Origin of the sequence: Sphingomonas sp. ASY06-1R (assembly GCF_052180265.1) — a bacterium.
Lineage (GTDB): Bacteria > Pseudomonadota > Alphaproteobacteria > Sphingomonadales > Sphingomonadaceae > Sphingomonas_I.
The window spans coordinates 994,698-1,008,194 of sequence record NZ_CP197464.1 but is presented as its reverse complement, the minus strand read 5'-3'; the positions used below and the strand labels follow the sequence as shown (position 1 = coordinate 1,008,194).

Below are 13,497 nucleotides of genomic sequence, written 5' to 3'. Positions count from 1 at the left end.
TCATGCACTTAGGCTGATCTGCGCGGCGGGCAAAGGGCGCTCTGCACCGCGCACCAACAATACTGCCGCGGCAATGGCGAGACCGCCGACATAATCGAAGGCGGTCAGCCGCTCGCCATAAGCCAGCCAGCCGATCGTCGCCGCGACGATGGGCTGGAGCAGCAGCATGAGGCCGACCACCAGCGCGGAGACCCGGCTGACCGCGTAGAGGATCAGCCCCTGCCCGATGATCTGACTGCCGAGCGTCATCAGAATGAGCGGCCACCACAGATCCGGCCAGATCGGATCGTCGGCCGCGAGCGCAACCACGAGCAATATCGGTATGCCGGCGGCGACGGACCAGGTGAGCGTCGTGATCGGTCCGAGCGCGGAGCGCGCGCGATCCGCGAAGACGAGGTAGCCGGTGTAGCAGACGCCTGCGACCAGACAGAACAGATCGCCCAGCAGGTTGCGGGCGGACAATTCATAGGACCGTCCCAACAGCAGCCCCGCCCCGCACAAAGCGAGCAGCAGCGCCAGCCCCTGCCTGCGGCTAGGCAGGCTGCGCGCGACGATGAAGCCATAGATCGGAAAAAGGATGGCGGTGACGTTGCCCAGCAACGTGGCGTTGGACAGGCGCGTGTGCAGGATACCGAGATGCCACGCCGCCAGATCGGCCGCGAAGAACAGGCCCGACATCAAAGCGGCAAACAGCAATGTGCGCATATTGACCGGGCGCACCCCGCTTTCGCGGCGCATGGCGATGAGCAGGATCGGCAAGGCCAGGGTCAGGCGCCAGAAACCTGAGCCGATCGGCCCGACATGCCCGTCCACGCGCGCAATCCGGACCAGCCATGGGCCGATCGCCAGCGCGATATTGGCAATGATCAGGGCCGGCACTGCCAGACCCACCGAATCCCGAGGAGCAGATGACCGCATCGTTTTCCTGTAGCGCAGACGGGGATCGGGTCGAGCCCGCGCGGTCATGCGAAACGCATAAAAAAAGGGCCGGCGAACCGGCCCTTGAGTCTTAGGAGAGGATGCCTGAAAGGCAGGATCAATGTGACTCTAATGGTGCAGTGCCGCAAGAGTTATTTTGCAGCGCAAGGTGCAAAGATTGAGGGCTAGGTTGCGCGCTTTGCATCCTCAAAATTGCCGAGGCCGCGGTCGGTGCGACACAAACTGTCCCAGAAGCGGAAATATAGGCCGTAATTGCAGCGATATTCGCGGTGATGGCGCTGATGATGGGTGGCGGTGATGAGCCAGCGCCCGGCAGGTCCGTTGACGATGAAGCGCGGAAACAGCTCCCACCCCATATGGTTGGTGACGCCCATCAAGGTCATGATCGCCAGTACCAGCCCGAGCATGCCGACATGGATCGGGATCAGGAAGACGAGCGCCGGAATCACGACCGCACCGCTGATCGCCTCCCACGGATGGAAGCTCATCGCCGCCCATGCCGTGGGTGGGCGGCTGGCATGATGGACGGCGTGCATCTTCCGGAATGCCCACGGCCAATGCATCAGGCGATGCGTCCAGTAAAAATAGGTGTCGTGCAGGACCAGGTAGGCCAGCACGGATACGGGCATCCACCAGAGCGGGTAGGCCTTGGGATCGGTGTAGATCGCGGTCCAGCCATGGGTCTGCCACCCCCAGGCGACAAGGCCCGCGGGCACGCCGTAAATGGCGGCCGACAGCAAGGACCAGCCGATTTCGCGCCAGATCTGGCCATGTTGGCCCGCATAGAGGCCGGGGCGTTTCAGCCGCGTCGCGAAGGCAAAGCCCGCGCTGGTGGCGAGATAGCGCAGCGCGACGATCGCGGTCATGGCCGCAGCAGCCAGCAGGACGGAAACAATCATGACAGCGCTATAGGCGCAGGAGGATCGTGTGGGTAGAGAAGCGACGCAATGGAGCAAATCCCCACCACGGACCTGCTGATAGCGGGCGGCGGACTGACCGGCGGCCTGATCGCTTTGGCGCTGGCGGCGCGGCGGCCCGAGATACGCGTCACGATTGTGGACGCGGGCGCGCAGCTGGGCGGCAATCACGTCTGGTCCTTTTTCGACAGCGACGTGGCCCCGGCCGAGCGGCCCCTGGTCGAGCCGCTGATCTGCCACCGCTGGGACGGCAATGACGTGCGCTTCCCCGGGCACCGGCGCACCCTGGCCGGCCGGTACAATTCCATCGAGTCGGAGCGGCTGGATGCGGTGTTGCGCGCGACCCTGCCGGACCAAGCCATCGTGCAAGGGATGATCGCGGCGATCGATCCGGAAGGCGCGACGCTGACGGATGGGCGCCGGATCCATGCGGCGGGGGTGATTGACGCGCGCGGCACCGGCGATCTTTCGACCATGGATCTGGGCTGGCAGAAATTCGTGGGTCAGTTGCTGCGGCTGAGCGCCCCGCATGGGCTGACGCGTCCGGTCATCATGGACGCGACCGTCGACCAGGCGGAGGGATATCGCTTCGTCTATCTGCTGCCGTTCGGGCCGGACGAGGTGTTCGTGGAGGACACATATTATAGCGACACGGCGACGCTGGACGTGCCCGCGATCGAGGCCCGAATCCAGGATTATGCCGCGGCCCAAGGCTGGACGATCGCGGCGATCGAGCGCCAGGAGGTCGGCTCGCTGCCGATCGCGATGGCCGGCCGCTTCGCCAGCCTGTGGCCATTGCGCGACCGCGTGGCGCGCGCGGGCATGCGCGCAGGCCTGTTCCAGCCGATGACGGGTTATTCGCTGCCCGATGCGGTGCGCGTCGCCGCTCTCGTCGCGTCCCTGCCCGATCTGTCGTCCCGGCCGCTCGCGGGTGCGCTGCGCAACCATGCGCGCGCCGCGTGGGACGATCGCGGCTATTATCGATTGCTGGCGCGGATGCTGTTCCGGGCCGCCGACCCGCCCGAACGCTATCGGGTGCTCGAGCGCTTCTACCGGCTGGGCGAGGGATTGATCGGGCGGTTCTACGCCGGACGATCCACATTGTTCGATAAGGCACGGATATTTGTCGGCAAACCGCCTGTGCCCTTGCGCCGGGCCGTCGGCGCGCTCAGGGAGGAAAGGTGATAGAAAAAACGCGCAAGACGGCTGCCGTAATCGGCGCTGGCTTCGGCGGCTTAGCGCTCGCCATCCGCCTGCAATCCGCCGGGGTCGCTACGACCCTGATCGAAGCGCGCGATAAACCGGGTGGCCGCGCTTATGTGTGGGAGCGGGACGGCTTCACCTTCGATGCCGGGCCGACCGTGATCACGGATCCGGCCTGTCTGGAGGAATTGTGGGCGCTGACCGGGCATCGCCTGGCCGATGACGTGACATTGCTGCCGGTGAGCCCGTTCTACCGGCTCAACTGGCCCGACGGCGTCAGCTTCGATTATTCGAATGACGAGCCGGCGCTCCGGGCCGAGATCGCCAAGCTCAATCCCAAGGACGTGGCGGGCTATGCCAAGTTCCTGGATTATGCGGCCGGCGTCTACCACGAGGGCTATGAGAAGCTCGGCGCGGTCGCCTTCCTCGACTTCAAGAGCATGATCAACGCGGCGCCGGCCCTGGCCAAATATCAGGCGTGGCGCTCGGTCTATTCGATCGTGTCCTCTTATGTCGAGGACGAGCATCTGCGCCAGGCGCTGAGCTTCCACACCTTGCTGGTCGGCGGCAATCCGATGACGACCAGCGCGATCTATGCGCTGATCCACAAGCTGGAGAAAATGGGCGGCGTCTGGTTCGCTAAGGGCGGCACCAACGCGCTGGTGCGCGGCATGGTCAAACATTTCGAGCGACTCGGCGGGGTCGTGCGGATGGGCGACGCGGTGGCAGAGATCGAAACGGTCGGCGATCGCGCAACCGCGGTGCGGACGCAAAGCGGCTGGCGCGAGGCATTCGACATGGTCGCGTCCAACGCCGACATCATGCACAGCTATCGCGACCTGCTAGGCAGCAGCGAGCGCGGTAAAAAGGCGAGCAAGGCGCTGCAGCGCAAGCGCTTCTCCCCGTCCCTGTTCGTGATCCATTTCGGGGTAAAGGGCACGTGGCCGGGCATTCCGCACCACATGATCCTGTTCGGTCCGCGCTATCGCGAATTGCTGACCGACATTTACAAACATGGCGTGCTGCCGGCGGACTTCTCGCTCTACCTGCATCATCCCACCATAACCGATCCCAGTCTGGCGCCGGAGGGCTGTTCCAGCTTCTATGCGCTCGCGCCGGTGCCGCATCTGGGCAAGGCGCCGCTGGATTGGGAGGCGCTGAAGGAGGAATATTCTGAGCGCATTCTCGACGAGATCGAGAAGAGGCTGATGCCGGGGCTGAAGGAGCGGATTGTCACCCACTTCTGCTACACCCCGCTCGACTTCCAGCATGACCTGCAGGCGCATCTGGGTTCGGCCTTCAGCCTGGAGCCGTTGCTGACGCAATCGGCCTGGTTCCGCACGCACAATCGCGACGATGTGCTGCATAATCTGTATTTTGTCGGCGCCGGCACGCATCCCGGCGCCGGGATTCCCGGTGTCGTCGGATCTGCCAAGGCAACGGCGGCCTTGATGTTGGAGACGCTGTGAGGCGGCTTGCGGTCTATTGCGGTTCGGCGAGCCCCGCCGACCCTATCTACATCGACGCGACTCGGGCCGTCGGCGCCGCGCTGGCGGCACGCGGCATCGGCGTCGTTTATGGCGGCGGCCGGCTTGGCCTGATGGGCGCGGTCGCGGACGGTGCATTGCAGGCCGGCGGCGAAGTGATCGGGGTCATCCCCAAGGCGCTCGTCAATCTGGAGGTCGCGCATCTCGGTCTGACCGAATTGCACGTCGTCGAGACGATGCACGAGCGCAAGCAGGCCTTCACCGATCTGTCGGACGGCTTCCTGACGCTGCCCGGCGGCACTGGCACGATGGACGAATTGTGGGAGGCGCTGAGCTGGGCGCAGCTGGGCTATCACAACAAGCCGGTCGGCCTGCTGAATGTCGCGGGCTATTATGACGGCATCCTCGCATATTGGCGCATGATGCAGGATGTCGGCTTCCTGCGCCCGCAGCATCGCGACCTGCTGATCACGGGCGACGATCTGGAGACTTTGCTCGCGGACATGGCCGCGCATCGCCCGGCCACGCCGATCACGAGCATGCGCGCGGAAGAGCTTTGACGCTCGACCGCACGGCATTGGTGGAGCATGCGCGGCAATCGATCGCGGATGGCTCCAAATCCTTCGCGATGGCGGCCAAGCTGTTCGATCCCGCCACGCGCGACCATGCCTGCCTGCTGTATGCCTGGTGCCGCGCCTGCGACGATCTCGCCGACGGTCAGGACATGGGCCACGGTATGCAGGTGGTGGACGATCCGGCCGCGCGGCTGGCGACGATCCGCGAACGCACCGCGCTGGCACTGGCGGGCCAACCAAGCGGCGATCCCGCCTTTGACGGCTTCGGGCTGGTTGCGCGCGAATGCAATATTCCCGCCGCGGTCGCCAACGATCTGATCGAAGGGTTCGCGCTGGACGCGCGTGGGTGGCGACCGCAAACCGAACAGGATCTCTATCAATATTGCTACCATGTCGCCGGCGCGGTCGGCGTGATGATGGCGATCGTGATGGGCGTGTCGCCCCAGGACGAGGCGACGCTGGACCGTGCGTGCGACCTGGGCATCGCCTTTCAGCTGGCCAATATCGCGCGCGACGTGCGGGAGGATCATGACGCGGGGCGCCGCTACCTGCCGCTCGACTGGCTGAAAGAGTTAAAAATTCCCGAGTCGGAGCTGTTTGCCCCGCCCTATCGGGCGCGCCTGGCATCGCTCGGCACGCGGCTGGCCGAGCGATCGGCGGCCTATGAGGCGAGCGCGCGAGTCGGCGCGGCGGCCTTGCCGTTCCGGTCGGCGTGGGCGGTGCTGGCGGCGGCGGGGATTTACGGCGACATCGCCCGCGAGGTCGCGCGCCGGGGGACGACGGCGTGGGACGCGCGCGTCACCACCAGCAAACGCGCCAAATTGGGCTGGGTGATGAAATCCTGGTGGCAGGCGCGCCACCCCAAGGCCGGTACACCGCGCGCACCGACCCTCTGGACGCGTCCGCGCTGAACCTTACGTCTTTCTAGGAGGGTCATTTAAAGGCTCGTCGCGTCTTTAACGCGGTTCGCGGACCCCTGCTCGGTTGCGCTTCGCCAGTTCGGCTTTCAGCTTTTCGGGCTTGGGCGCGATCAGGAAGCCGAAGCTGACCGTGCCATGTTTGGTTTCCACGACATGGTGGAGGCGATGCGCCTGGACGATTCGCTTCATGTAAGTCGAGCGTGCCACGAAGCGGCCGGGCAGGCGCTGATGCACGATCCAGTCGTGAAACCCGAAATAGATGGCGCCGTAGGCCGCGATGCCCGCCCCGATCCAGGCGCAGCCCGGCCACCAGTCAAGCTGGACGCCGCCCAGCAGGAGTATGATGGAGGGGACCGCAAAGATCGCGGCATACAGATCGTTCAATTCCCAATTGCCAAGCCGCGGGCGATGGTGGCTTTTGTGCAGGAACCAGCCCGGACCATGCATGATCCAGCGGTGCGCTGCGTAAGCGAAGCCCTCCATGAGGGCGACGGTGAGGAGGAATAGGCAAAGGCCGGTTACGATGGACACCGTCCTCATATAGGCGCGACCGCGCCGTTCATCCATCCGTCAGACGATTGGGCGTTTAGCGCGCCCGTTCCGGAGATACTCATGAAGCGCGCGACCTTCCTCCTCCTTCCCCTTCTGGCGCTTGCCGGCTGCGGCGCCAGCCCCGAGCAACGCGTGAACGCCGCCCTGCAGGAAGCGGGACTGCCGGCGAAGATCGCACGGTGCATGGCGGGACGAATGACCGAGCGGCTGTCGATCGAACAGCTGAAGGAGTTGAAGTCGGTCGCCAAATCGGAAACGCCGGGCGAGAAAATGAGCGTCAAGCGCGTGCTGCGCCGCATCGCCGACTTGGGCGATCCCGAAATCGTCACGGTCACCACCAAGGCGGCGATCAAGTGCGAAATCGGGGGGTGAAGCCTTTGCCTTGAGGCCGGGCCTGTGCTTTACGCGCGGCACTTTCCCCGAGTCCGCACAGGAATCGCCCTTCCATGAATATTCACGAATACCAGGCCAAGGAACTGCTCGCGAAGTTCGGCGTCGCCATCCCCTTGGGCTATGCCGCCATGAGCGTCGACCAGGCGGTCGAAGCCACTAACCGGCTCCCCGGGCCGCTTTATGTCGTCAAGGCGCAGATCCATGCCGGTGGCCGTGGCAAGGGCAAGTTCAAGGAACTGGGTCCCGATGCGAAGGGCGGCGTGCGCCTGTCCAAGTCGGCCGACGAAGTCCGCACCAATGCCGGCGAGATGCTGGGCAACACGCTGGTGACGATCCAGACCGGCGATGCGGGCAAGCAGGTCAACCGCCTCTACATCACCGACGGCGCGGACATCGCGAAGGAATATTACCTCTCGATGCTGGTCGACCGCGCGAGCGGCCGCATCGCCATGGTCGTCTCGACCGAAGGCGGCATGGACATCGAGACGGTGGCGCATGACACGCCGGAGAAGATCCGCACCATCACGATCGATCCGGTCGAAGGCTTCCAGCCGCATCATGGCCGCGCCGTGGCCTTCGCGCTGAAGCTGACGGGCGATCTCAACAAGCAGGCGGTCAAGCTTGCCGGCCAGCTGTACAACGCCTTTGTCGGCACCGACATGTCGATGCTGGAGGTCAACCCGCTGGTAGAGACGACCGACGGCAAGCTGCTGGTGCTGGACGCGAAGGTCTCGTTCGATTCGAACAGCCTGTATCGCCATCCCGACATTCTGGAGCTCCGCGACGAGACCGAGGAAGATCCGGCGGAAGTCGAAGCGAGCAAGTATGACCTCGCCTACATCAAGCTGGACGGCAATATCGGCTGTATGGTCAACGGCGCCGGCCTTGCCATGGCGACGATGGACATCATCAAGCTGAATGGCGCCTTCCCCGCCAACTTCCTCGACGTCGGCGGCGGCGCTTCGAAGGAGAAGGTGACGGCGGCGTTCAAGCTGATTCTGTCCGACCCGGCGGTGCAGGGCATATTGGTCAACATCTTTGGCGGCATCATGCGTTGCGACATCATTGCCGAGGGCATCGTCGCGGCCGCCAAGGAAGTGAATTTGTCGGTGCCGCTGGTGGTGCGCCTGGAAGGCACGAACGTGCAGCAGGGCAAGGAAATCCTCGCCAATTCGGGCCTGCCGATCGTGGCGGCGGACGACCTTGGCGATGCGGCGAAGAAGATCGTGGCGCAGGTGCAGCAGGCGGCTTGAGCGCGCTTCCGTTCCTGCCCGTTCGGGTCGAGTAGGGTTCGAGCTTGTCGAGAACCCGTATCGAGACCGGCATGTCCCTCGATACGCCATCTCGGCAAGCTCGATGGCTACTCGGGACGAACGGGCAGGAACCAGCTGCTTTACCTATACGTCAAGCACCTGCTATCGGGGGCGTCTGACCCGCGGGCTGCGACCCGCGCTGGCTGTGGAGAAACGATGTGAAGGTCCTCGTCCCCGTCAAGCGGGTGATCGATTATAATGTGAAGCCGCGCGTCAAGATGGACGGCAGCGGCGTCGATCTCGCCAACGTCAAGATGTCGATGAACCCGTTCGACGAGATTGCCGTCGAAGAGGCGATCCGCCTGCGCGAAAAAGGCGCGGCGACCGAAGTCGTTGCGGTCTCCGTCGGACCGCAAAAGGCGCAGGATACGCTTCGCACCGCGCTCGCCATGGGTGCCGATCGCGCGATCCTGATCATGACCGATGCGGAAGTCGAGCCGCTGGCGGTGGCCAAGCTGCTGAAGGCGGTGATGGATGAAGAGCAGCCGGGCATCGTCATGCTCGGCAAGCAGGCGATCGATGACGATTGCAATCAGACGGGCCAGATGCTGGCGGCGCTGAGCGGCCGGCCGCAGGGCACGTTCGCATCCAAGGTCGAGGTCAAGGGCGACCGGGTCGAAGTGACGCGCGAGGTGGATGGCGGGCTGGAAACGGTGAGCCTGGCGACGCCGGCAATCGTCACCACCGACCTGCGCCTGAACGAGCCGCGTTATGCGAGCCTGCCCAACATCATGAAGGCCAAGAGCAAGCCGTTGGCGCAGAAAACGCCGGACGATTATGGCGTCGATATCACGGCGCGGCTGAAGACGCTGAAGGTGGTCGAGCCGTCCAAGCGCCAGGCGGGCGTGAAGCTTGACAGCGTCGATGCGCTGGTCGGCAAGCTCAAGGATATGGGGATCGCACAATGAGCGTGCTGGTATTGATCGAGCATGGCGAAGGCGCGCTCAAGGATGCGAGCCTGTCGACCATCACGGCCGCGGCCCAGCTGGGCGACGTCCATGCCCTGGTCGCCGGCGACGGCAGCGAAGCCCAGCAGGCGGCCGAAGCGGCTGCCAAAGTGGACGGCGTGGCCAAGGTGCTGCTCGCGAGCGATCCGGCCTATGGCCAGATGCTCGCCGAGAATGTCGCACCGTTGCTCGTCGCGCTGATGGCGAATTACGATGCTTTGCTGTGCAACGCGACGTCCGAAGGCAAGAATATCGCGCCGCGCGTCGCCGCCCTGCTCGACGTGATGCAGGTGTCCGACGTGCTCTCGATCGAAGGCGCGGATACGTTCACGCGGCCCATCTATGCGGGCAATGCGGTGGCGACGGTGCAGTCGTCCGACGCGAAAAAGGTGCTGACCGTGCGCGGCACGGCCTTCGCCAAGGCGGCGGTGGGCGGCGGTACGGCCGCGGTCGAACCCGTCGCGGGCACGGGCGATACCGGCCTGTCGAGCTTCGTCGGCCGCGAGACCAGCAAGTCGGAGCGGCCGGAGCTGACGTCGGCGCGGGTCGTCGTGTCCGGCGGTCGGGCTTTGGGCTCGTCCGAGCAATTCCATGCGCTGATCGATCCGCTGGCGGACAAGCTGCACGCCGCGGTCGGCGCGAGCCGGGCGGCGGTGGATGCGGGTTATGCGCCGAACGATTATCAGGTCGGCCAGACCGGCAAGATCGTCGCGCCGGAGGTGTATGTCGCGGTCGGTATTTCGGGGGCGATCCAGCATCTGGCCGGCATGAAGGACAGCAAGATCATCGTCGCGATTAACAAAGACGAGGATGCGCCGATCTTCCAGGTCGCGGATCTCGGCCTGGTCGGCGATCTGTTCCAGATCATTCCGGACCTGACGGCCAAACTGTAAGGTCATCCGGCGGTTGACGGCGCGGTATAGTTACGCCGACAACCGCCGCGTGGGTGGCGGCGACTCAATTTGACGGGATCGGCCAGCTTGGCTGACGCGGCGCCGTCGCCGCGGCCACCCCGCAGCCTGCTGGCCCTGTATCTGCTGCTCGGCTTCTCCGCCGGCTTGCCCTTCTACATGTTCAATGCGGTGCTGACGCTGCGGCTGGCGCGGCACGGCATCGACATCGTGCTGATCGGCTTCTTCGCCTGGGTGGCGCTGCTGCCGACGTTCAAGTTCGTGTGGGCGCCGCTGCTCGACCGCTTCGACGTGCCGGGCTTTGGCCGCTTCTGGGGCAAAAGGCGCGGCTGGATCATGCTGTCCCAGCTCGGCATCTTCCTGTCGATGACGGCGATGGCGTTCACGTCGAGTGACAGGAGCCTGCCGCTGACCGCCCTGTTCGCGGTGCTGCTCGCTTTCTGGACGACGACGCTGGAGGTGGCTGCCGACGGCTGGCGGATCGAACTCGCCCCGACCAAAGCCGAACAGGGGCCGATGGTCGCGGCCAATCTGTGGGGCTATCGCAGCGCGATGGTCGCGGCGGGCAGCGGCGCGGTGTTCGTAGCGGGGCAGCTCGACTGGACCTGGGCCTATCTGGTGATCGCGCTCGCGGCCTTCCTGCCCTTCCCTATCCTGGTGGCGACCGCGCGCGACGCGGAGCATGACGGCCGCCGCGGCCCCGCCCTCGTCACCGGCCTGATCGCCAGCGCCATCATCCTGCTCGGCTCGCTGCTGGTGACCGCGATCGTCGGCTGGGCCCTGCTCGCCGCGGCGGCCAAAGCGGGCGTGACCAGCAAGACCAACGTCACTCCGTTGGTGCTGGCATTGGCGTTGCTGCCGTTCGTGGGGCTGGCGATCGCGCTGCCCCGCATTCGCCGCATGCGGGCCGATGCGCCCGCGCGGCTGTCGGCAGCGATCGGGCCCTATGTCGATATCTTCTGGCGGTTCGGTTACGCGACGCTGCCGGTGCTGGCGTTCGTCTCCTTCTATCGCATGGGCGACGTGATGACGCTGACCCTGTCCCACCCTTTGTGGAACGCGCGCGGTTACAGCCTCAACCAGATCGCGATGGCGGATGGCGCGGTTGCCCTGTTGGCCAGCATGGTTGGCGTCGCGATCGGCGGCTGGATGGCCGCGCGCTGGCGGATGGGCGCCGCGCTGGCCGGCGGCGCGATCGCATCGGCCTTCGGCAACTGGATCTTCGTCTGGCTGTGGTACGCATCGCCGAGCAATTTCGTGCTCTATGTGGCCGCGGGCTTCGACCAGTTCGCGCACGGCCTGGAGGGGGCGGTGTTCGTGGTTTACCTCTCGATGCTAGTGAACCCGCGTTATCCCGGCGCGCAATATGCCTTCCTGTCGGGCTTCGCCTTCCTGCTCCCGCGGCTGCTCGCGGGTGCGGCCGGATCGATCCAGCAGGCGATCGGCTATGACGGCTTCTTCTGGCTGTCGGGCGGGCTTAGCGCGGCGGCGATCCTGTTCCTGCCGTTCATCACTGGCGTGAAACCGAGGTCGGCGGAGGCATGATCGAGCACGCCTTTGCCCCGGCCGCCGCGGCGATCGCGGAGGGGCGGATACCCGGCGCGGCGCTCGGCATCGTCCATGCCGACGGCCGCCGCGTGGTGCGCCATGCCGGCATGGCGGCGCTGGAGCCGGAGCCGGAGCCGCTGACGGACGAGCATTGGTTCGACCTCGCCTCGCTGACGAAGGTCATCGCGACCACCCCCATGATCCTGACCTTGGCTGATCAGGGCCGGATCGACCTCGATCGGCCGCTGACCGATGCCATCCCCGATTTGCGGCAATATGATGTCGCGCAGGCCGCCGAGCGCCGGCTGACGTTCCGCGACTGCCTTGCCCACCGCACCTTCCTGCCGGCGGTCGAGCCAATCTATACCTATAGCGACGATCCGGATCGGCTGCGCGCGTTCGTGCTGCAACGGGAATGGCGGCACGGACCGGCGGTTTATTCTGATATCAACTTCCTGCTGCTGGGGATCGCGATCGAGCGGATCACGGGCGCGCCGCTTTCGGCATGGCCGCTCGGCGCCGGCCTCGCTTATGGCACGCCGCCCGGCCCCGCCGTCGCGACCGAAGCCTGTTCGTGGCGCGGGCGCGTCCTGAAGGGCGAGGTGCATGACGAGAATTGCTTCGCGCTGGGCGGTGCGACCGGCCACGCCGGGCTGTTCGGCACGGTCGCAGGCGTGTTGGATTTCGCGCAAGGCCTGCTCGACGGTAGCGGCGCCTCGCCCGCCATGCTCCAGGCGATCCGCACCCGCGTGCGCGACGACCGCACGTGCGGCTGGGAGAAGAGGTTCGCCGGCTGGCATGGCGGTGACGCCTGCTCACCCGAAACGATCGGCCATACGGGCTTCACCGGCACCGGGCTTTGGGTGGATTTCGCGCGTGGCGTCGCCTGGACGCTGCTGACGAACCGGGTGCATCCGACCCGCCATCGCGAGACGGGTATCCTGGAGTTGCGGCGGGCGACGGGCGATGCGGTGATCGCGTCGGGGTGACGAAGCTGCGAGGGGCATTGCCGTCCTCCCCCTCCGTCGCCTTCGGCGCCACCTCCCCCTGGCGGGGGAGGATGATGCGGGAAGACGGAAAAACACCGGAAACGAACTTGATGATCTGAGTAGCCGGCGCTCCGGACCGCAGCGCTTTGCCGCCCTCCCCCTCCGTCGCCTTCGGCGCCACCTCCCCCTGGCGGGGGAGGAATGTGCGGGAAGGCGGAAAAACACCGGAAACGAACTTGATGATCTGAATGGCCGGCGCTTCGAACCGCGGCGTATTGCCGCCCTCCCCTCCGTCGCCTGCGGCGCCACCTCCCCCCTGGCGGGGAGGATCACTGTCCCAATCCTCCCCCGCCAGGGGGAGGTGGCAGGCGGAGCCTGACGGAGGGGGAGGACGGCGATCAGCCCACGGGTCGACCCATTCGCGCGAGCGCGGTCGTCATGATGTCGCGAACGACGCCGTCGAGGTTGGTCAGCACGTCTCCCGCCGCATAGCGCAATACCTGCGTGCCCTGCCCCGCCAGCCATGCGTCGCGCACGCCATCCCGCTGCGGACGGTCGCCCCGATTGTGCGCTTCACCGTCGATCTCGACCGCCAACCGGGCCGGGGCACAATAGAAATCCAGCACATAGCGACCGGCGGCGTATTGCCTGCGGAAACGCAAGCCTGCTTCGTTGCTGCGGAGGGCGAGCCACAAGGCAATCTCTGGCGGCGTCATCGCCTTGCGCAGGCGTTTGGCGTTGCGCTGGCTGCTTTCTGAACCTGCGAGGCGCATCGCCGTCCTCCCCCTCCGTCGCCTTCGGCG

At 65.8% G+C, this 13,497-nt stretch carries 14 protein-coding genes; 10 read left to right on the top strand and 4 right to left on the bottom strand.

Translation table 11 applies throughout. From position 1 onward, the window contains the following. Together ACSBM8_RS04965 and ACSBM8_RS04960 are read right to left on the bottom strand one after the other, a co-directional pair. Window positions 1-879, bottom strand: coding sequence for a DMT family transporter (locus ACSBM8_RS04965; protein WP_442680549.1), 879 nt, complete (start codon window positions 877-879; stop codon window positions 1-3). Between the two features lie 224 nt (window positions 880-1,103). Continuing rightward, entirely contained in the window at window positions 1,104-1,838 is a 735-nt protein-coding gene (locus ACSBM8_RS04960; protein WP_442680548.1) for a sterol desaturase family protein, read from the bottom strand. 48 nt (window positions 1,839-1,886) lie between these two features. On the opposite strand from ACSBM8_RS04960, the gene crtY reads away from it, so the two are divergent. The 4 genes from crtY (at window position 1,887) to ACSBM8_RS04940 (ending at window position 6,032) form a co-directional block, all read left to right on the top strand. Then, entirely contained in the window at window positions 1,887-3,041 is a 1,155-nt protein-coding gene (gene crtY, locus ACSBM8_RS04955) for a lycopene beta-cyclase CrtY (RefSeq protein WP_442680547.1), read from the top strand. Then, window positions 3,038-4,528 (top strand): phytoene desaturase, encoded by a 1,491-nt coding sequence (locus tag ACSBM8_RS04950; protein WP_442680546.1) that lies wholly within the window; start codon window positions 3,038-3,040, stop codon window positions 4,526-4,528. Before crtY ends, ACSBM8_RS04950 begins: the two co-directional genes overlap by 4 nt. Further along, the gene (locus ACSBM8_RS04945) at window positions 4,525-5,106 is read left to right on the top strand and encodes a TIGR00730 family Rossman fold protein (protein ID WP_442680545.1); all 582 of its coding nucleotides are present in this window, start codon (window positions 4,525-4,527) and stop codon (window positions 5,104-5,106) included. The genes ACSBM8_RS04950 and ACSBM8_RS04945 overlap by 4 nt, the downstream gene beginning before the upstream one ends. Window positions 5,107-5,174: 68 nt before the next feature. Beyond that, window positions 5,175-6,032, top strand: coding sequence for a phytoene/squalene synthase family protein (locus tag ACSBM8_RS04940; protein WP_442681489.1), 858 nt, complete (start codon window positions 5,175-5,177; stop codon window positions 6,030-6,032). A gap of 45 nt (window positions 6,033-6,077) precedes the next feature. Here ACSBM8_RS04940 and ACSBM8_RS04935 read toward each other — a convergent pair whose 3' ends face one another. Then, entirely contained in the window at window positions 6,078-6,581 is a 504-nt protein-coding gene (locus tag ACSBM8_RS04935) for a sterol desaturase family protein (RefSeq protein WP_442680544.1), read from the bottom strand. Between the two features lie 72 nt (window positions 6,582-6,653). Between ACSBM8_RS04935 and ACSBM8_RS04930 the strand changes: the two genes are divergently transcribed. From ACSBM8_RS04930 to ACSBM8_RS04905, 6 genes are all read left to right on the top strand, one after another. After that, window positions 6,654-6,965, top strand: a complete 312-nt coding sequence (locus ACSBM8_RS04930; protein WP_442680543.1) for a hypothetical protein — start codon at window positions 6,654-6,656, stop codon at window positions 6,963-6,965. A gap of 74 nt (window positions 6,966-7,039) precedes the next feature. Beyond that, a complete protein-coding gene (sucC, locus tag ACSBM8_RS04925; protein WP_442680542.1) occupies window positions 7,040-8,239 on the top strand; it encodes an ADP-forming succinate--CoA ligase subunit beta in 1,200 nt (399 codons plus the stop codon). A 218-nt stretch (window positions 8,240-8,457) separates the two neighbouring features. After that, window positions 8,458-9,207, top strand: a complete 750-nt coding sequence (locus tag ACSBM8_RS04920) for an electron transfer flavoprotein subunit beta/FixA family protein (RefSeq protein WP_442680541.1) — start codon at window positions 8,458-8,460, stop codon at window positions 9,205-9,207. After that, a complete protein-coding gene (locus tag ACSBM8_RS04915; RefSeq protein WP_442680540.1) occupies window positions 9,204-10,139 on the top strand; it encodes an electron transfer flavoprotein subunit alpha/FixB family protein in 936 nt (311 codons plus the stop codon). Before ACSBM8_RS04920 ends, ACSBM8_RS04915 begins: the two co-directional genes overlap by 4 nt. Before the next feature lie 87 nt (window positions 10,140-10,226). Beyond that, window positions 10,227-11,702, top strand: a complete 1,476-nt coding sequence (locus tag ACSBM8_RS04910; protein ID WP_442680539.1) for a permease — start codon at window positions 10,227-10,229, stop codon at window positions 11,700-11,702. Next, window positions 11,699-12,694, top strand: a complete 996-nt coding sequence (locus ACSBM8_RS04905; protein WP_442680538.1) for a serine hydrolase domain-containing protein — start codon at window positions 11,699-11,701, stop codon at window positions 12,692-12,694. Before ACSBM8_RS04910 ends, ACSBM8_RS04905 begins: the two co-directional genes overlap by 4 nt. A 398-nt stretch (window positions 12,695-13,092) precedes the next feature. On the opposite strand, the gene ACSBM8_RS04900 is transcribed toward ACSBM8_RS04905, so the two are convergent. Next, window positions 13,093-13,467, bottom strand: a complete 375-nt coding sequence (locus ACSBM8_RS04900; RefSeq protein WP_442680537.1) for an endonuclease domain-containing protein — start codon at window positions 13,465-13,467, stop codon at window positions 13,093-13,095. Between the last annotated feature and the right edge of the window lie 30 nt (window positions 13,468-13,497).